The organism is Novosphingobium sp. G106 (assembly GCF_019075875.1).
Classification (GTDB): domain Bacteria; phylum Pseudomonadota; class Alphaproteobacteria; order Sphingomonadales; family Sphingomonadaceae; genus Novosphingobium.
Window position 1 is genome coordinate 2,013,303 of the sequence record NZ_JAHOOZ010000001.1, and the last position, 19,605, is coordinate 2,032,907.

The window sequence follows — 19,605 nt, forward strand, 5'->3', positions numbered from 1 at the left end:
GCTACATGCCGTGCATTACTGCGTCGGACTTCCTGATACCCGTGCCGCAACAAATTGCAACTCCCCATGGTCATTTCACTTTCTCAAGTTCGACAAACTTAGTGGTCCGCGGGCCGTGTGCGGTTGCGTGACCCCAGAGTAGTGATCGGCCCCTGCGAATTGCCACCCAGCAGCGCCTGCTCGAAGAGTCCTCACCCCTTGCTTCCCAAGCGCTTTGGCAATGTGCCAAGCGTTGGCAGAAATTCACAACACCGCATGGCGCGCTATATTTGCAATACATCCGGCGAGATGCAATAGTGCCGGCCGCCGTCTCGATGCGCGCCACTCGCGACACTGCATCGCAAATGACAGGCGGATCACACGGGAGAGGATGCATTGGGCTACCGCGCAGAATTCGTGGACAACTGGCGGCAGCTAGCGGCGGCCAGCGTTGGCATGGCCCTTGGCCTCGCCCTCAACCATTACGTCATGAGCCTGTTTGCGCCGGCCATGATTGCTGAGTTCGGGTGGTCGCGCGCGAAATATGCGCTGGTGGGCGCGACGCCATTTCTAACAATGTTCCTGATTCCCCTCGCAGGACGCTTCACTGACAGAGTCGGCCCGCGCAAGGCCGCTGCCGTTGGCTTCATTGCCCTTCCCCTGGGTTATCTCGCACTCAGCTTCATGAATGGCAGTTTTGCGGTCTTTCTGGCGATCATCGTGGTCAAGTCGCTGTTAGGCACGCTGACGACAACGATGGTCTTCGCGCGGGTCATCGTCGAGCGCTTCGACCGCGCCCGAGGCATAGCCCTCTCCATCGTCATGTCGGGCGCGCCGTTGGTTGCCGCGCTGGCGATACCGTTCCTGGCCCAAATCATTGACGTCTACGGCTGGCGAAACGGCTTTAGAGCCATCGCAGTCGTCACCGTTCTGGGGGGCTGTTTCACGATGGCCATGATGGGGGGCGGAGAACCGGCCTCTGCAGCCCCAGGTGACGGCCAGTCGCCCCGCCTCTCCAAGAGCGAGATCGGCAAGCTCTTCGCCTCTCCGCTTTTCCTTCTGGCAATCGGAGGCATGCTGTTGGTCAACATTCCACAGCTGCTGGTCGCCTCCCAGCTCAAGTTGGTGCTCGCGGAAAACGGGGCCACGGGGCAAAGCGCAACCTGGATCGTGTCGCTCTATGCGATCGGCGTCGTGATCGGGCGCTTCATATGCGGTGCCGCGCTCGACCGTGTCCCTGTGCACAAAGTGGCCATCATGGCGCTCGGCGCGCCCGCGATTGGTCTCGCTGCTTTGGCCTCGCCCTTCGACTCGATTTGGCTTTTGAGCGGCTCAATCCTGCTCATGGCACTGGCCCAAGGGGCAGAAGGAGATATCGGCGCCTATCTGATCTCGCGAAAATTTGAGCTGCGGAACTACAGTCTGATCATGAGCTTCATGACGGTTTCGCTTACCCTGGGCTCCGCGTTTGGATCCGTGATGCTGAGCTACTCGCTCAGTCTGGCTGACAGCTATGCGGCGTTCCTGTCGCTAAGCGCCGGCGTGACTCTGGTCGGCGCTTATCTCTTTTTTCTCACGGGGCGCTTTCCTCCGCGGAACGTTTCCGATCCTATGATGCGCGGCGCCTTAGCCACCTGAAATCCTATCGATCGGTCTCACTAGAAAGCTAAGCGGAAGGTCCGGGATAGTCTGTCAACCGAGTCCCCTCGGTACCCGTTCTATGAGATGTCGGACGAAAGGCGTACCGGTTCCAACAATCTTCCCGCTACCGGCGCATCGAACGCAAAAAGGCTGCCGGCAAGCGGTTGTTCCGCAAGCGCACCAGCGCTCAAGCCAGTGCGGGCAGTCGTGACAAATGCGGTGCGCAAATCGGCACCACCAAAGGCAACCTTCGTCACTCTTGCACAGGGAAACGGAATGTCGAGAAGCAATGCGCCGTCGGAGGTATAGCGCCGCAAGCCCCATCCATCCCACAGCGCCACCCACAGACAATCCTCACTGTCGACGACTACGCCGTCAGGGAAGCCCTCGCCCTCGCCGAAGCGCACGATGATCTCTCCGCCTTCGAGCGCGTGGCCATCGCCGAGCACGAACCGCCAGATCGCCTGCTGGCCGGAATCGACGTGATACAGGAACCGTCCATCCCCGCTGGTCGCCGGCCCGTTGGTCACCACGGCTTCGCCGCCCGCCTGGTGGAGCTCGCCTTCAGCCAGGCACCAAATGCATCCCGTCGCCTCGATTTCCCTATCGTCCATCGTGCCGAACCAGAGACGGCCGTGGCGATCGACTGTGGCGTCATTGGTGCGGTTGTGTTCCGGCTGCGTGATGGCGGCGACGATTGGTCCCAACCTGCCGTCCTCGAGGCGGTAGACACAGTTTCCCGACCCTACCAGCAAACCGCCGTCGCTCGCGGGGACGATGAAGCTGGGCCTGCCTCCCACTACTGTCGTCTCGCGGCCACCGGTCACAGGATCGAAGCGGTGTAGGCATCCCTGCTTGATGTCGACAAATCGAAGTGCAGCTTCTTCAGGCAGCCAGACTGGCCCCTCGCCCAGCTCCGCGTTCAACTGCCAGACAGGCTCGGGACGAAACTTCATCATTCAGCCGGAAACGGGGCCGATACCGGCGGCAATGCCTGCGTCGGCTTCGAGCCCCACACCGCATAGAAAAGGACATAGACCTCGCAGGCAACGGTCAACCAGAAGCTGTTCTGCAACCCGTACGTGTCGGCGAGCCATCCCTGCACCACCACAAGAGCACCGCCGGCAATCGCGGTAATGAGCAGGCCAGAGCCTTCTTCGGTCAACGGGCCCAGCCCCCGGATACCGAGCGCAAAGATTGTAGGGAACATGATCGAATGGCCAAGTCCGACCAGGATCAACGCCCACATGGCGGCCGGCCCGTGGAGCAGCGCCGCCCCGATCATCGCGGCCATTGCAAAGAGTGCAAATGCAGTAAGGACCTTCTCGGCCGCGATGCGGCGCATGATGACCGCACCAACGAAGCGGCCCACCATCATTCCACCCCAAAGCAGTATCAGGTAGTTCGCCGCGGCGGCGTGCGTCATGTTACCGATTGTCGGCTGCGAAACGAAGTTGATGAAGAGGTTCGCGACACCGATCTCGGCGATCAGATAGATGAAGATTGCCGGGACGCCGAACACCAGATTGCGATGCTTCCACAGCGAGAGATGCTTGCGCTCTTCAGCGTTCGCACGGCGGGTATCCTCACCCAAAGTCGGCAGCTTGGCGCGCGAAATTACAAAAGCGATGATCGCCAGAACGATCGCAACGAGAATGTAGGGCAATTGGGTTGCCTGTGCGTCCCCCACGCGCTGCTCCAAGCTGACCGCAGTGCCCTCCATCGTCGTGCCGGACACCGTCCGGCTGAGAATCAGATAGCCTCCGAAATAGGGAGCAAAGAAGGTCCCCATCGAATTGAATGCCTGAACCAGTGTGAGCCGAGATTCGGCAGTCTCGGGCGGACCGATCACCGCAACATATGGATTGGCGGCCACCTGCAAGAGCGCGATTCCGCATGCGATCACGAATAGTGCGACAAGCGTGACTTCGTAGGAGGGGATGCGAGCTGCCGGAACCATGCCGAGCGCGCCCAGGGCCATCACCACCAGGCCGATGATGATCGCTTTCTTGTATCCGACCCGTTCGATCAGGAACGCCGAGGGCATCGAAGCGACTGCGTATGCGATGAACCACACGGATTCGATCAGCGTGGTCTGCGTGTAGTTTAACTCGAACACGCTGCGCAGATGGGGCAGCAGCGTATTGTTGATGACGGTGATGAAGCCCCACATGAAGAACAGGGTGGCGAGAAGCGCGAGGGATTTTCCGTAAGGCGCGCTGGCGCCCGAGGGATCCGCACGGTGCGTTCCCGAGCTTGGTGCCGGACCTGCCATCGATTTTCCCCTCACCGGTTGATAGTGATTTAGTATGAGTATATATCGCAGCAGATGACGTCAACTCCGCCACGCCGGCTTCGATCCACAGCCTGGTTCGACAATCCTGCCAACATCGACATGACCGCACTGTACCTGGAGCGGTACTTGAACTTCGGGCTGAGCCTCGAAGAACTGCGGTCGGGGCGGCCGATCATCGGCATAGCCCAGACCGGCAGCGATCTGTCGCCCTGCAATCGACACCACCTCGTGCTGGCAGAGCGCGTGCGCGAAGGCATTCGCGAGGCCGGCGGGATCGCCATCGAGTTCCCCGTCCATCCGATCCAGGAGACCGGCAAGCGTCCTACCGCCGGACTCGACCGCAACCTGGCCTATCTTGGCCTGGTCGAAGTGCTGTACGGCTACCCGCTTGACGGGGTGGTGCTGACGATCGGCTGCGACAAGACCACGCCGGCCGCACTCATGGCGGCGGCAACGGTAAATCTTCCAGCTATCGCGCTTTCTGTAGGGCCGATGCTCAACGGCTGGCACAAGGGAGAGCGCACTGGAAGCGGCACGATCGTGTGGAAAGCGCGCGAGATGCTGAGCCGAGGTGAGATCGACGACACCGGTTTCATCAAGCTCGTCTCGAGTTCGGCGCCGTCGACCGGCTACTGCAACACCATGGGCACAGCCACGACGATGAACAGCTTGGCCGAGGCCCTGGGCATGTCACTGCCTGGCTCGGCGGCGATTCCGGCACCTTACCGCGACCGGCAGGAGAACGCCTATCACACCGGAAAACGCATCGTCGACATGGTGCACGAGGACTTGAAGCCCTCGGACATCATGACCCGCGATGCTTTCCTCAACGCCATCGCGGTGAACACTGCGATCGGCGGATCGACCAATGCTCCGATCCACCTCGCCGCGATCGCCCGTCATATGGGGGTCGAACTCGATATTCGTGATTGGCAGGACCACGGTCACAAGGTGCCGCTGCTGGTAAACCTGCAGCCCGCGGGCGAATATCTCGGCGAGGACTATTACCACGCGGGCGGCGTGCCGGCGGTCGTCAATCAGCTGATGGGCGCAGGGGTGATCCGCGAAGACGCGATGACCGTCACCGGCCTTGGCATCGGCGACAACTGCCGCGATGCAACGATCGAGGACGAAAAGGTCATCCGGCCGTTCGGTCAGCCGCTGATGGAGGATGCGGGCTTCATCGTCCTGTCTGGCAACCTCTTCGACAGCGCGATCATGAAAGCGAGCGTGATCTCCCCCGAGTTCCGCGCGCGCTACCTCGCCAACCCCGCCGATCCCGAGGCCTTCGAAGGCCCGGTCGTCGTGTTCGATGGTCCCGAGGACTATCACGCGCGGATCGACGATCCGGTGCTCGCCATCGATTCCAGTACTTTGCTCGTCATGCGCGGCGCCGGGCCGGTCGGCTATCCGGGCGCCGCGGAAGTGGTGAACATGCGCGCCCCGGCTTATCTGCTGCGTGAAGGCGTCCGCAATCTGCCTTGCCTCGGCGACGGGCGGCAATCGGGTACCAGCGGCAGCCCATCGATCCTCAACGCCTCGCCCGAGGCCGCGACCGGCGGCGGGCTCGCATTGCTCGAAACGGGCGACCGCGTGCGAATTGATCTCAGGCGCGGCACCGTCGACGTGCTGATCGGCGCCGACGAGCTCGCGGCGCGGCGCGCTGAGCTCGATGCCGCAGGCGGTTACGCCTATCCGACCTCGCAGACACCCTGGCAGGCGATCCAGCGCTCGCTGGTAGGCGAGCTCGAAACCGGTGCGATCCTGGAAGGAACTGAAGCTTTCCAGCGCGTAGCCCAAACACGCGGGCTGCCGCGCGACAATCACTAGAGCGGGCTCAGTCCTGCCCAAATCCATTTGAAGTTCATTCGACAGGAATCCAATGATGATAGACGGCTCTATTCTCATCGGCGCGCGCGACGTTCGCCGCGCCTCGGTTTTTCCGGCGATCAATCCCGCCAGCGGGGAGGCCATGGCTCAGCTCTTCTGCGAGGCGGAGACCGAGGACGTGGCAGCGGCCTGCGTCCTTGCGGCTCAGGCGGCTCCGGAATTCGCTGCCCTGGCCCCGAGCGCGCGGGCAGACTTCATCGAGGCGGTGGCCGATGCCATCCTCGAGATCGGCGATGAGCTGATTGTCGTCGCGCTGGCCGAGACAGGCCTTCCCCGCGGCCGCCTCGAAAACGAGCGCGGCAGAACCGCCGGCCAATTGCGTCTCTTCGCAGCCGAAGTCCGGGCGGGCCTATGGTTGGACGCGACGATCGATCCTGCCCTGCCCGAGCGGGTCCCGCCGCGCGCTGATCTTCGCCGCATGAACGTACCCCTCGGCCCGGTTGCGGTCTTCGGAGCATCCAACTTCCCGCTCGCCTTTTCCGTGGCCGGCGGCGACACCGCTTCGGCCTTTGCGGCGGGATGCCCTGTTGTGGTCAAAGGTCACCCTGCCCATCCCGGCACAGGCGAGCTGGTCGCACGGGCGGTCCGCGATGCGGTTACCCGTTGCGGTTTGCACGAAGGCATTTTCTCGTTTCTTCCAGGCCGGTCCAATTCCCTCGGCGCAGCACTTGTCGCGGACCCCCGGATCAAGGCGGTTGGCTTTACGGGCTCGCGCGGCGGCGGACTTGCTCTGGTGGAGATAGCGGCGCGCCGACCAGCACCGATCCCCGTGTTCGCCGAAATGAGCAGCATCAATCCCGTCGTTTTGATGCCGCAGGCCTTGGCGGCCCGCGCCGAGGGGTTGGGCGCTGCCTTCGTCGCCTCGCTGACGCTGGGCGCAGGACAGTTTTGTACAAACCCTGGCCTCGTCTTGGCGATCGACGGTCCGGGTCTGGATAGATTTGCTACCGCAGCTGCCGAAGCACTGGGCAAGATAGATGCGCCGGTCATGCTTACGCCCGGCATCCACGCCAATTTTGTCGCTGGAATTGCCGCACTGGAAGGACGGGCAAGGCGCATTGCCAAGGGGCCTGCTGCCAACGCTCCCACCCGCTGCACAGGCGCGCTGTTCGAGAGCAGCGCGGACGAATTCCTGAAAGACAAGACTTTGGCCGAGGAAGTGTTCGGTGCTGCCGCGGTAATCGTTCGCTGCCGCGACAAGATCGAATTGACCCAGGTCATAGCCGCTCTCGAAGGTCAGCTCACCGCGACGATCCAGCTCGATCCTGGTGATGTCGCCGATGCAACGCTTCTGGTGCCCATGCTTGAAGCCAAAGCCGGCAGAGTGCTCACCAATGGCTGGCCAACAGGCGTAGAAGTCACCCATGCCATGGTGCACGGGGGGTCCCTATCCTGCCACTTCCGACGGCCGCACCACCTCCGTCGGCACTGGCGCCATGATGCGGTTCCTGCGTGCCGTCTGCTATCAGGACATGCCTGACGCCTTGCTGCCTCCAGCCCTGCAAGCAGCCAATCCCTGGCACCTGCCGCGCCGGATTGACGGCGAGTGGGCGGCATGATGCGCTCGCTCATCCAATTCGTTCAGGACGGCATGCGCGGCGTCGCCGCGCTTGATAGCGAGGGCAAGGCCTGGCGCCTTGATGACACGCCTTCGACGCTCGCACTCGCCGCCGACGCCCTGTCTTCGGGCGCTCAGATGGCGGTGCTGGCCGAAACCCGACAAGCCGAGGAGATCCACCTCGCGCAGGTTACGCTCCTCGCGCCGATCGACCATCCCGATCCCGCGCACCTGCTGGTCAGCGGCACCGGCCTCACGCATCTCGGCTCGGCTGAAGGCCGCGACAAAATGCACAAAGCCGCGGCCGCCGGCGACCAACTTACCGATTCGATGCGCATGTTCCTCACCGGACTCGAGGGCGGCAAGCCGCCCACGGGCGCGGCGGGCGTTCAGCCCGAATGGTTTTACAAAGGCGACGGCGACATCCTCGTGCCCTCTGGCCAAGCGCTCGGCCTTCCTTGTTTCGCCGGCGACGGCGGCGAAGAACCTGAAATCGCCGGCGTCTATTTGATCGGCGCGAACGGGGCCCCTCTTCGCCTCGGCTTTGTCCTCGGCAACGAGTTTTCCGACCACGTGACCGAGCGGCAGAATTACCTATTGCTGGCCCATTCCAAACTGCGCCAGGCGGGGATCGGCCCCGAGCTACTGCTCGGCGAATTGCCCGGGCGCATAACCGGCGTGAGCCGCATTCTTCGCGGCAACGCGGTTGTTTGGGAAAAGCCGTTCCTGTCGGGTGAAAGCAACATGTCGCACTCGATCGCCAATCTTGAACATCACCATTTCAAGTATACGCCCTTCCGGCGTCCTGGCGACTTGCATGTCCACTTCTTCGGCACAGCAACCCTGTCGTTCAGCGACGGTATTGCTGCGCAGCCGGGCGATACATTCGAGATCGAGGCCGATGCATTTCAACTGCCCTTGCGCAATATCCTCGAGGCAAGCACTGACGAGGGCGTCATTTCGGTGAAGGCGCTGTGAACGCAGTGTTGCAGCTGGGGCTCGTCGGCTTCGGCAAGATCGCACGTGACCAACACTTGCCTGCTATCGAGGGCACGGTGGGCCTCGAACTGGTTGCGGTGGCGAGCCGCCATTCCCACGCCGAAGGTGTTAGCAGCTATCCTGACATCGGATCCATGCTGGACGCCGAGCCGGGGATCGACGCGGTCATCCTTTGCATGCCTCCACAGCCTCGCTTCGATGCAGCTCATGCAGCCTTGATCGCGGGCAAGCACGTCTTTCTCGAAAAGCCTCCTGGCGCAACGCTCTCCGAGGTTCAGGCGCTCATCGCCCTGGCCGAACGTCAGGGTGTGTCGCTCTTCGCTTCATGGCATTCGCGCGAGGCGGCGGCAGTTGCTCAAGCCAAGGCTTGGCTTCTGGGCGCAGAGATCCACTCTGCCTCGATTGCCTGGAAGGAGGACGTGCGCGTCTGGCATCCAGGTCAGACGTGGATCTGGGAACCCGGAGGATTCGGCGTCTTCGATCCGGGGATCAACGCGCTATCCATCCTGACCGAAGTTCTACCGGAGCCGGTCAGGGTGCTATCCGCGGAACTCGATGTGCCGGTCAATTGCGCCGCGCCGATCGCCGCCAGGCTGACGCTGGCAACCGGCGCAAACACGCCGATCGCCGCCGAGTTCGATTTTCGCCAGACCGGTCCGCAAAGCTGGGATATCAGCGTGGAAACCGACAAAGGGAGCCTGGTGCTTGCCAACGGCGGCAATACCCTTGCAATCGACGGAGCGGCTCAGAGCGTCGACGTTGAGGCTGAGTACCCGCGGCTTTACAGCCGGTTCGCCGACTTGGTCCGACGCGGCGAAAGCCACGTCGACCTTGCTCCGTTGCAGCTTGTGGCGGACGCCTTCCTTTGCGGTCGCGCTCGCCCTACTGAGGCATTCTACGACTGAACTGGACCTCGATAGGCATGCCACCCAAAAGCGGACCTCGATCACTGCGAATCCACCAGTCGGTGGCCCGTCAGCTCGGCGTTGCCATCCTTTCGGGGGAATACCTGCCAGGCGACACTATACCCCGGGCGAGTCAACAAGCCGAGACGCTGAAGGTATCGCGCACGGCCTATCGGGAGGCGGTTCAGATTCTCACGGCCAAGGGCCTGCTCGAAAGCCGGCCCAAGGCCGGAACGCAGGTCACACCCCGCGAGCGCTGGAACCTGCTCGACCCCGACGTGCTCGCCTGGATGTTCACAGGCACCCCCGATGAGGTTTTCATCCGGGATCTGTTCGAACTGCGCAATCTGCTCGAGCCCGCAGCAGCGCGATGGGCAGCCGTGCGCCGCACCGAGGAACAGTGCGAGCGTATGCAGGTTGCGATCGAGGGAATGCGAGAGCACGGCCTGGACACCCCAGAGGGGCAAGCCGCAGACCAGCGCTTTCACGCGGTAATCCTGGAGGCAGCCGGCAATCTGGCCCTTGCCACGCTCGCAAGTTCGGTAGGCGCCGCGGTGCGGTGGACAACCCATTACAAACAACGAGCCAGCAAGCAGCCGCGGGATCCGCTCCCCGAGCATGAAGCGGTGAACGACGCCATTGCTGCAGGAGATCCCGAGCGCGCCGACGCCGCGATGAAGGAGCTCTTGCGCCTAGCGCTCAAGGACATGGCGAGCGCTTTATAATGCAGCGTCGCTACAGAGCGTAGACCTGCGCCTGACACCTGCAGGCGCGCCGCCCACAGCGCGAATTAAACGCCGCTAAACACTGAACAATCAGCTCGCGGACCGCCGCGCTCCCTCTCTTGGCCCGACCCTACCCGGCCTGGACCGCGGCAATTCGTCCCCATAACCCTCACGGAATTAATGAATATACGCTTTCGCATTGCAAATTATAAGCTAACACACGTTAGTCAAGAATTTGGGGAGGATCTATGGATAGGGCTTCATTCAATATCGCGCGCGTGCGCTCTGCGCTTCTGATCGGTTCGGCGCTCGTCAATCTCGGGGTTCCGACCTGGGCCCTTGCCGAGACCGCACCCGAGAGCGATAGCGGCCTCGAAGAAATCATTGTCACCGCGCAGAAGCGCGAGCAAAGCCTGCAGGACGTGCCAGTCGCGGTTACCGCGATTAGCGAGGCTTCGCTGGAGACCAACCGCATCGTCAGCGTGGCCGACCTCAACGGCATTGCCCCGAACGTAACGGTTCGTCCGGCGGCGGGCGGCACCCAGATCGCTTCGTTCTCCGTTCGCGGCGTGAACAGCTATGGCGTCGTGCCCGGTTCGGACAAGGAGGTCTCGATCAACCTCGACGGCGTCTACATCAGCTCGGCGCGCGGTTCGATCTTCGACATCGCCGACATCGCCCGCATCGAAGTCCTCCGCGGACCGCAGGGCACGTTGTTCGGCCGCAATGCGACGGCGGGCGCCGTCAGCATCATCACCCGCGACCCTACGGGCAAGTTCGGCGGCACATTGTCGGGCACAATCGGCAACTACCACCAGCGCCGGCTGCGCGCGACGCTCGAATCGCCGCAGGTCGGCCCCTTCAGCGCCTACGTGACATTCCAGCACAACGAGCGCCGCGGCGACACCGTCAACACGGCTGCCGGCCTCGTCTGGGACAAGACCGGGCCGGACGGCCTGGGCAAGCAGACTTCGCCCAAGACGCTTGGCGACAACAATGCCGAGTCCGTTTTTGCAGCGCTGAAGTTCGAACCCAGCGACAGCTTCAACATGGTCTACAAGTACGATTGGGCCAGCAACGACTATACGCCCGAGGCCAACGTGGCTGTGGCTCTCAATCCTAACTCCGGCAACGGTCGCCTCCTCAGTCTGGTCATGAACAACCAGGTTGCCGGCGTTGCCACGACCGGTGCTTTTGTCGGTCAGACCATCCAGGCAGGCGTGGTTCCCGTTTTTGCCACCAGCGGCCTGCGTACCGGTTTTGCCACCAATGGCTGGACCGTACCCGGCAAGCAGCGGTACTCCGGCCACAACCTGACCGCCAATTGGCGCGCGACGGACAACTTTTCCGCCAAGGCAATCCTCTCTTACCGTAAGTCGTTTCTTTACGGTGCGAGCGCCCTTCAGGGCATGAGCGGCATGGTAATTACGCCCGCCGCCAATGCGGCAATTCAGGCCGATACATCCGGGCTCATATCCACGGCAACCAAGGCGGCATACGCCGCTGCGGTCGGTAACCGTCTCCACGAAGGTGGCACGCAGCGCATTTACCGCAACGAGCAGTACAGCGGCGAGCTGCAGCTCAATTATACGACCGAGCTTGTGAACGCGACGGCGGGCGGGATCTACTTCCACTCGAACGAGCAAGAGGGCGGTCCGTCCACGATGTGGTCGTCCAAGTCGATGTACATCCAAATTCCGAACAGCACCGGCCTTCTGCCGCAGGCTAACGGCACAACTGGCGCACAATCGCCGAACGAAGCGCGGTTCCTGCCGCGGGCGACTTCGATCGCCGCCTATGGCCAGGTTGAAGTGCATGTCCTGCCAGTTGTCGATCTGGTCGGTGGCGTGCGCTATACCCATGACCACAAGACCGGCACATCCTACATCGGTGGCCTGTGGAATCCGGCGACGCCGGGCGACCGCGTCAACGGCGTCATGACTTACACTCCCAGCCAGGTGTCGAGCTTCGTCTACAACAACAACCAGTGGTCCTATACATTTGGCGTCAACTACAAGCCGAACAACGATACGCTGCTCTATGCCAAATATTCGCGCTCATACGTGTCGGGTGGTCAGATCGGCAACCTGCCGTGGAAGCCTGAAATCGCCAAGTCTTGGGAAGCGGGAGCCAAGACGACCGTGTTTGACGGCAAGCTGCGCGCCAACCTGGCCGTATTTTCGGTCACCTATGACAACCTGCAATTCGCCAACGGCGGCGCGGCGTACGCACTAATTCGGCCCGATCTGGCTCTCTTCCCGACCCTCGTCGTCAGCTCGCGTCCCCCGGCCCGGGCCCGCGGTGTCGAGCTGGAACTCACCGCGGCGCCTACCCGCGGTCTGACGCTGGGCGCCAACCTGGGTTACACCAACTTTAAGTTCCTCGGCCCGCTAAACGGCGAAGTCCTCTCGATTGCCGGACTGTGCGGCACGGAATTCGCGCTCAATTTGCCGACGCTTGGCGCCTGCGAGATCGCGCAGTCGAAGAATTACAGGAACACCCTGACGCCCAAGATCACCAGCAATCTTTGGGCTCAGTGGGAATCCGAGCCGCTGTTCAACGCCGACACCCGTCTGAGCATCCGTCTGGACGCCCAGATCAAGTCGTCGATGCGCATCGATGCCAACCTCGATGCGCCGCTTCCGCAGCCGGGCTGGGCCGCTCTCGAAACGGTTCCGTCGACTCTGATCCTGAACGGCCGCATCGCGCTTTCGGACATCCAGATGGGTGGGATCAATACCACCTTGGCGCTGTGGGGCCGCAACATCACCGATGACAAGCACATCCAGTTCCCTGGCGGCGTCGGGGCCGGCGTCGAGCGCTCTGCCAGCTTCCAACAGGCCCGCACCTACGGTGTCGACCTGACGGTGAAGTTCTAAGTACCAGGACTGCAGGTCGATATTCGGTTGGGGGGCTTATTTGGTCGGGCTACCGATAGCCCCCCGACCGACAATTGAAACCGCAAGCAAAACCAACTGCCGACGTTCTATTTCAACGTCTGACAAAGCCCCGCGCGGGATGGCCTGCGCTACGGCTAAGTTACCGAACACAGTTATACCGCCGCCGCATTAGTTGGCCGCTTTCCAATACTTCCGTGCACGGTTCAGGCGAACGACTGCAGCACGATGAGCAACTCAGGCGGGCGCGCTACTCGCCGATCGACGAACTCAAATTGCCGCTGTCCTGTCGCGACGTTGGTGCGGGGCTATCGCTGCCGTCACTCCACTGTCCGCGCATTACGATCTTGAATTCAGACCTCAGGCGTGTGTCCGAAGACGAACTGCCCACCATCACTTCGTAGCGTCCCGGCTCGAGCACCCACGCTTTTGCCTGACCATCCCAGAAAGCCAAATCCTTCGGGTCGACGGTGAAGCTGAGCCGACGCTTCTCTCCTGGCGTAAGAGGCACGCGCTGAAAGCCGACGAGTTGGCGTTTTGGTAGCTTCACCGACGCTGACGACAGTGCACGGACGTAGACCTGGACAACTTCGTCGCCGGCTCGCTTGCCGACGTTCTGGACTTGGGCGTGCACGACCAATTGGCCTTGCGGCAATCGGTTGGGCATGACCGCCAATTTGTCATAGGCAAAACGGGAATAGCTGAGGCCATGGCCAAAGGCATATTCAGGCGTACCCTCATAATACAGGTAAGTGGTTCCCTTGGTGATATCGCGGTCGTTCATCGGCCGAAGAAAAGTATCCGAGCGATAAACCGTATAGGGCATGCGGCCTGCGGGATTATAGTCGCCAAACAACACATCCGCGACGGCGTTGGCACCTTCCTCACCGGCCCAGAACATGTCGAGAATTGCTGGCGCCTCCGCCGATTTCTCGCCCGGGAATGTGTAGCCTGTCAGATATTCGATCTGTGTCGCTGCCAGCGAGATCGGTCCGCCGTTCTGAAGCACAAGCACCGTGCGCGGATTGGCGGCGCGCACCCGGCGGATCAGCTCACCTTGTACCGGCGGCAGTGTCAGCCCAGTGCGATCAAGCGTTTCCCGCTCAATCTTGTCGTTCGTTCCGGCAAAGACGATTGCAACATCGGCCTTCCGCGCGGCTGCTTCGGCTTCCCTGAGACTAGCTTCCGCGTTGTCAGTTTCCATAACGCCGCTTCCGCGTGCATAAATGACTTGAGCGCTACTGCCCAGTTTCCGCCTTATGCCGTCGAGATTGGACGGGAAATCGGACGATATGCCGGTATATTGTGCGCCGCGCGTGATTTGCGCGGCCATCGGCCCAATCACCGCGATAGTGTTAATCCTCCCGCGATCGAGCGGCAGCAGATCACTCTCGTTCCTCAATAGAACGATTGCCTCGCGTGCTACCCGCAGCGCCACCTGTCGATGAGCGGGAGAGTCTATGATGCTGGGGGAGATGCTTTTGTAGGGGACCATGGCCGGCGGATCGAACTCCCCCAGCCGGAATCGCACTCGCATAATCCGTCGCAAGGCCTGATTGACCTCACGTTCTGACAGCAAACCCTGCTTGAGAGCTTCGTCGGCATAAAACGCGAAGGAGCCCGTATCGAGATCGGTCCCTTGGCGGATGGCGTCTGCCGCGGCGTGAACCATGTCGGGATAGGCACCAAAGCGGCGCACAAGATTCTCGACTGCACCAGAATCGGGCACGGCTATGCCGGTAAACCCCCAGTCCTTTCGCAGCAGATCAATCATCATCGCGCTGTTGGCCGCGCCCGGTACTCCGTTGATGGCATTGTACGATGACATCACCGAGGCGACGCCGGCCTCGACCACACCTGCTTTGAAAGGCCTTAGGTAATATTCGTGCAGCACCCGGTCGCTCACCGAAACGCTGATTGACGAACGATCGCGCTCTTCGTCGTTCAGCGGGAAATGCTTTAGTGTCCCGCCGATCTTGAGATAGCGCGGGTCATCGCCCTGCATTCCCTTTACATAGGCTACTGTCATCCGCGACATGAGCCATGGGTCTTCGCCAAAACCTTCCCATATCCGGCCCCAGCGTGGATCGCGCGCGAGATTGATTACCGGCGAGCGATAAAGCAGTCCGTTGTGGCCGTAAGTCTCGCCTTTGGCTGTCACTGTCACCCGCATACCCAACAGGCTCGGGCGATCCTCCCCAGCGATCGTGGGCCAGAGGTTGTTTATCGCGCGAGCCTCATCCGCGATGATCGATGAAGCCTCGTGGACCAGCGCCGGATTCCAGGTGGCGGCCATGGCAATTGGGACGGGAAAAGTTGTGGTCGGCCGCGTCCAGACAACCCCATGCAAACTCTGATTGAAGCCATTGAAAGCAGGGATCTTGAGGCGTTCGATGGGTGCTGCCGTGGTGCTGAGAAGCGAGATCTTTTCCGGCAAGGTTAGCCGGGCAAAAAGATCGTCAAGGCGCGTTTCGAGGGCCTGAGCGGGATCGAGATAGGGAGGACGTTCTTCCGCTGCGACTGGACTTGATACAAGCATCAACCCCGCGAGAAGGCCAGCGGCCAACCGCTTCGAGAAACGACCCATAGCCTTGCCCCAACTTACCTGTTTCTGATCTTCAATGGATAGCACATAGGCTGACCATCTACTTCTGTAGTCCACATTGATTTGAACATGGAACTACAACGCGAAATATTAGGCAATTTCACAGCGGAATTAGACCGTATGGTTGCTTTTCCGTCGCCCATCTTTCGCCGCCAGCGCGCTGCATTTCAGCAATTCGGTCCCAATAGACATCAGATTTGCTGCGGTAATGCGTGTCGTAATCTGGCGATGTCCGCATCTCGAGAAACTCTACGCCGTCCTCGCCCGGGTTTACCGTATAGGGGGCGCCGGCCGGAATCAGGACGCCGTCTCCCTTGCCGAGAAACTCGGTGCCGACCTTCATCGAACCTGCAACGATCAGGTAATAGCAGTCGGTGTCGTGACTGTGCAGCGGTAGCGGAAAGCCGCTCTTGAACCACACGTACGATACGTGGAGGTTGGGCTGGCTAAGCAAAGTCTGAGCCGCAGCGCCCCCGCTCCCACTCTCGCCGAACAGCTTGAGACCTCGTACAACGGCCGGGTGCGGCTGGAAATCGGGATCCTCCGCAGCGCGCTGGCTTCGCGGATGGTGAGGCACGCCCTGGTTTGCGCGAGTGAACGTGTAGCCTGTGGCCACTTCCGTTTCGGCCACGGTGTCTTGCTCGTTGTCCGGTCTCATTCCGTTGCACCTCAATTCAGGCCGTAGAATCGCAAAGCGTTATCGTGGACGATCGGACGTACCTCGTCTTCGCGCAAACCTTCGAACTGCCAGTCCAGTACCTTGCGAGAATCTGGCCAGGTGGTTTCGGAATGAGGGTAGTCGGTCGACCACATCATGTTTCGTCCGCCAGGAAGCGAGCGATTGCGAATGCCTTCACGGTCACGGATAAAAGACGTGTAGACGTTACGATCGAAATATTCGCTGGGCGGCATCGCCAGCTCGAGTTTCAACCAGTGGCGCTGACTCTCGTAGATACCATCCATGTACTCGGCGGCAAAAGCTGCCCAGCCTGACCCACTTTCAATTGTACCGTATCGCAAATCCGGAAAGCGGTCGAACACGCCGCCGAAGATCATGATGGCAATAGGCTCTGCCATACAGAGTTTGCTCATCACCATATTCGGCAGAAATTTGAATTGGCCTGGCCGGGCAATACGGGCGCCGAGATGGATGGTGACGGCCATGTTGTTGTCGACACAGGCCCCCCCAGAACGGATCGAATGCGGCATCATCGTATTGAAGCTGCCCGTCAGGATCACCGGTCAAAGCCAGGACCTGCGCGCCGAAGCCGCCCGTCGTAATTGCTCCGCTCTGCGGAAATGCGGGAATGTTGACGGCCTTGAGGCCGCGCTTGGCCGCATCCTGAACCATGGCAGTCGACTGAGCGACGTCCTGCATCGGCAAATATGCCGCGCCGGCAAGGCGCGCGGGGGAGTAGGCACAAAAGTCGGCAAGCCAGCGGTTATAGGCATCGAAGCTGGCAAGGTAGAGTTCGTTGTCTGCCGTGCCGAGTGGCCCACCGCCGTAGAGTACCGCTGTCTGGACGCCGTCGCGGTCCATATCAGCCAAGCGAGCGGCGGGTTCCCAATTTCCTGCGCGCAGCAAGTCCTTGGTTCCTGTCGTACGAAACGTTTTACCTTGCCCAGAAGTCGCCGACTGAAGGTTTAGCGGCTTGCGGACCCCCTCGAACACCATCCAGTCGTGAGTATCACCAGGACCTGCCGGTTCCCACTTGGGCCCTCGCCCGGCAAACTTTTGAGGCAGATAATCATCCCAGAACGTCGGCGCCGGATTCACATGGGCGTCAGCGTCGATCAGGTCGCAGTTCACAATAGTCATAACAGCTCTCCCTGCCGATGTACGACAGTCCGGTCGCTGCCGATCACACGAGCAGCGCCGCTCTCAGCTTGATGACGCAAGATCGGACAAGGCGCGAGCTATTTGAATGATCGGAGCGCAATTCAAATCGACATTTGTATATATGGATTTGACCAGTGCAGCGGGCGAGCGCTTGCTCGCTCGGCCGGCTGTCCATACCTTCGGTGTCAATGTCGCCAAAAGAGCGCTCCTCATTTGACGCAAACAACCTCGGGAGATCGCGAATGGACTACGACCTGATCGTGCGCGGTGGCATGGTAATCGACGGCACCGGACTTCCCCGTCGCCGGGTCGACTTGGCAGTGAAAAATGGTCGCGTGGTCCGGATCGGCCGGCTGGATCATATGGGAGCGGTCGAGGAGATCGACGCTACAGGTATGATAGTCGCGCCCGGCATCGTCGACGCGCACACGCACTACGATCCGCAAATCACGTTCGACCCTTATGCCACCATGTCCTGCTTCCATGGGGTGACAACTGTTCTTGCCGGCAATTGTGGTTTTTCCGCCGCACCCACGAAGGCTGAGGATCGCGAATTTATCCAAGGCGTGTTCGCCAAGGTCGAGGACATGAACCCTATCGCGCTTTCCGGCGTGGCTTGGGAAAGCTTCGAGACTTTCCCTGAATTTCTCGCGTCGCTGGAAAACAGGCTGGGCATTAATTTTGCCTGCTATGTTGGCCACTCGAATGTACGTCGTTGGGTCATGGGCGAGGCCGCAATTGAACGTGCAGCTTCTGCCAACGAGATCGCCGATATGTGCGCAATCGTCGCGGAAGCAATGGAGGCCGGTGCTGCCGGATTTTCGACCTCATTGTCACCTACCCAGAACGACATTCACGGCAGGCCTGTGCCCTCGCGCTTCGCCGACCGCGACGAAGTGGTCGCACTGGCAGAGGCGGCAGGACGCTCCGGGTCGGGCTCCATCTGCTTTTTGCCCGCCGGAACAACGCGCGGCCTAAACGACGAGGACTATGATCTGATCATCGAGATCGGTCAGCGCTCAGGCCTCCCGGTCGTGATCCAAGGGCTCGGCGCGCGCAGCAAGACTGACGTACCTGGGAGCGGCTGGGACGATGCGGTGAAGGTTCTCGACCGCGCTCAGGCGCAAGGCGCGCCGTTCTACTCCATGCTGATAGCGCGTCCCTTCGACCGACAGGTGGCCTTTGATGAGACCAATCATCACTGGCAAGCTGTGCCGACCTGGCAGGCAATGACCCGTATGCCGATCGAGCAGCGCCGCGCGCTGCTGAGAGATCCGGCGGCCCGTGAAGAGATGCGCTTTGCGGTGGAGAATCAGAACCGCGCCCCAGACAAGGGAACCACCCTGCCCGCGCCTCAATGGCAGGTAGTGTTTGTTGAAGCCTCATCATCGCTTCCCTTCGAGCAGCATCAAGGGCGCAGCATTGCAGAGATGGCCAATGCACAAGGCGTTGCGCCTGGCGATTTCGCGCTCGACCTCGCCCTGGCCGACGACTTTGCGACAAAGCTTCGTTGGCGGATGGACAGCACCGAGTGGTCCGATGCCGTCCGTAAATCTCAGGTGGACCCGCGGATAATAGTCGGCACATCAGACGGTGGCGCCCACCTTGCCAAGGACGATCAGGCGGACTGGAGTTCCTATTTTCTCGCAACCTGGGTGCGCGAGCGGAAAGTGTGGACGCTTGAGGAAGGAATTCGCCAACTTACCCAGGTTCCGGCAGCCATCCTCGGCTTCCATGACCGCGGAACATTGCGTGTGGGCGGGTATGCCGACATCATGATCTTCGACGAGGCCAGCATCGGGCCGCTGCGCAAAGAATTCGTGCACGACCTTCCCGGCGGCGTCGGCCGCTACAAGGCCATCGGCAAGGGCGTGAAGGCAACCATCGTCAACGGTCGACCGATCGTTATGGACGGTGAGTTGACGAGCGAACTGCCTGGGTCGCTCGTCAGACCGTCGTGAGCGCGACATGCCGCTGGCTTCACCCAGCTGGCAGAGAACCGCCAACTCAGAACCTCTAAATCTCAAATTCGGAAAGTTACTTCCGCAAGAGGAAGCGCATTGCCCTCAATGGGAAGGCCAGTACCTTGGCTATTGCGCTCAGCCTGAGGATGTCAGAAACTACAGACCTCAATGAGTTGAAACGAACCGAAATTCAGGCGGCGCCACATTCACACTTGTGATTGAACCCGCCTGCTTACGAGCCACGAATTACCTTATTGAGACATTTGCAGTAAGGTACTTGAGGCCGAGGAAAGATGGAGAAGCTTT

At 61.1% G+C, this 19,605-nt stretch carries 12 protein-coding genes and 1 pseudogene; 8 read left to right on the top strand and 5 right to left on the bottom strand.

What is annotated here, in order from left to right:
* Positions 1–375: 375 nt before the first annotated feature.
* Positions 376–1,617, top strand: coding sequence for an MFS transporter (locus tag KRR38_RS09645; protein ID WP_254514724.1), 1,242 nt, complete (start codon positions 376–378; stop codon positions 1,615–1,617).
* An 80-nt stretch (positions 1,618–1,697) separates the two neighbouring features.
* On the opposite strand, the gene KRR38_RS09650 is transcribed toward KRR38_RS09645, so the two are convergent.
* Together KRR38_RS09650 and KRR38_RS09655 are read right to left on the bottom strand one after the other, a co-directional pair.
* Positions 1,698–2,576, bottom strand: a complete 879-nt coding sequence (locus KRR38_RS09650) for an SMP-30/gluconolactonase/LRE family protein (RefSeq protein WP_217400942.1) — start codon at positions 2,574–2,576, stop codon at positions 1,698–1,700.
* Positions 2,576–3,895, bottom strand: coding sequence for a sugar MFS transporter (locus tag KRR38_RS09655; protein ID WP_217400944.1), 1,320 nt, complete (start codon positions 3,893–3,895; stop codon positions 2,576–2,578). Before KRR38_RS09655 ends, KRR38_RS09650 begins: the two co-directional genes overlap by 1 nt.
* Before the next feature lie 54 nt (positions 3,896–3,949).
* Here KRR38_RS09655 and KRR38_RS09660 point away from each other — a divergent pair, with 54 nt between their 5' ends.
* The 6 genes and pseudogenes from KRR38_RS09660 to KRR38_RS09685 all read left to right on the top strand — a co-directional run bounded on the left by KRR38_RS09660 (position 3,950) and on the right by KRR38_RS09685 (position 12,872).
* Entirely contained in the window at positions 3,950–5,746 is a 1,797-nt protein-coding gene (locus tag KRR38_RS09660; protein ID WP_217400946.1) for an IlvD/Edd family dehydratase, read from the top strand.
* A gap of 55 nt (positions 5,747–5,801) precedes the next feature.
* A pseudogene (locus KRR38_RS09665) lies at positions 5,802–7,365 on the top strand (aldehyde dehydrogenase (NADP(+))).
* Positions 7,362–8,342 carry an AraD1 family protein gene (gene araD1 / locus KRR38_RS09670; RefSeq protein ID WP_217400948.1) on the top strand — a complete coding sequence of 327 codons (981 nt, stop codon included), beginning with the start codon at positions 7,362–7,364 and terminating at the stop codon, positions 8,340–8,342. The pseudogene KRR38_RS09665 and the gene araD1 overlap by 4 nt, the downstream one beginning before the upstream one ends.
* A 5-nt stretch (positions 8,343–8,347) precedes the next feature.
* Complete coding sequence (locus KRR38_RS09675; RefSeq protein WP_217407187.1) at positions 8,348–9,268, top strand: Gfo/Idh/MocA family protein; 921 nt, start codon at positions 8,348–8,350, stop codon at positions 9,266–9,268.
* 17 nt (positions 9,269–9,285) lie between these two features.
* On the top strand, positions 9,286–9,993 hold the full coding sequence (locus KRR38_RS09680) for a FadR/GntR family transcriptional regulator (protein WP_217400950.1): 708 nt from the start codon (positions 9,286–9,288) through the stop codon (positions 9,991–9,993).
* A 248-nt stretch (positions 9,994–10,241) separates the two neighbouring features.
* The gene (locus KRR38_RS09685) at positions 10,242–12,872 is read left to right on the top strand and encodes a TonB-dependent receptor (protein WP_217400952.1); all 2,631 of its coding nucleotides are present in this window, start codon (positions 10,242–10,244) and stop codon (positions 12,870–12,872) included.
* A 268-nt stretch (positions 12,873–13,140) separates the two neighbouring features.
* Here the strand turns inward: KRR38_RS09685 and KRR38_RS09690 are convergent, their stop codons facing one another.
* The 3 genes from KRR38_RS09690 to KRR38_RS35955 are packed head-to-tail and all read right to left on the bottom strand — an operon-like array spanning position 13,141 to position 16,707.
* A complete protein-coding gene (locus tag KRR38_RS09690; RefSeq protein ID WP_217400953.1) occupies positions 13,141–15,552 on the bottom strand; it encodes a glycoside hydrolase family 3 C-terminal domain-containing protein in 2,412 nt (803 codons plus the stop codon).
* A gap of 43 nt (positions 15,553–15,595) precedes the next feature.
* Positions 15,596–16,153, bottom strand: a complete 558-nt coding sequence (locus KRR38_RS09695; protein ID WP_217400955.1) for a cupin domain-containing protein — start codon at positions 16,151–16,153, stop codon at positions 15,596–15,598.
* 11 nt (positions 16,154–16,164) lie between these two features.
* Positions 16,165–16,707, bottom strand: a complete 543-nt coding sequence (locus KRR38_RS35955; RefSeq protein WP_309141007.1) for an amidohydrolase family protein — start codon at positions 16,705–16,707, stop codon at positions 16,165–16,167.
* Between the two features lie 870 nt (positions 16,708–17,577).
* Between KRR38_RS35955 and KRR38_RS09705 the strand changes: the two genes are divergently transcribed.
* Entirely contained in the window at positions 17,578–19,296 is a 1,719-nt protein-coding gene (locus KRR38_RS09705; protein ID WP_217400957.1) for an amidohydrolase family protein, read from the top strand.
* Positions 19,297–19,605: the final 309 nt, after the last annotated feature.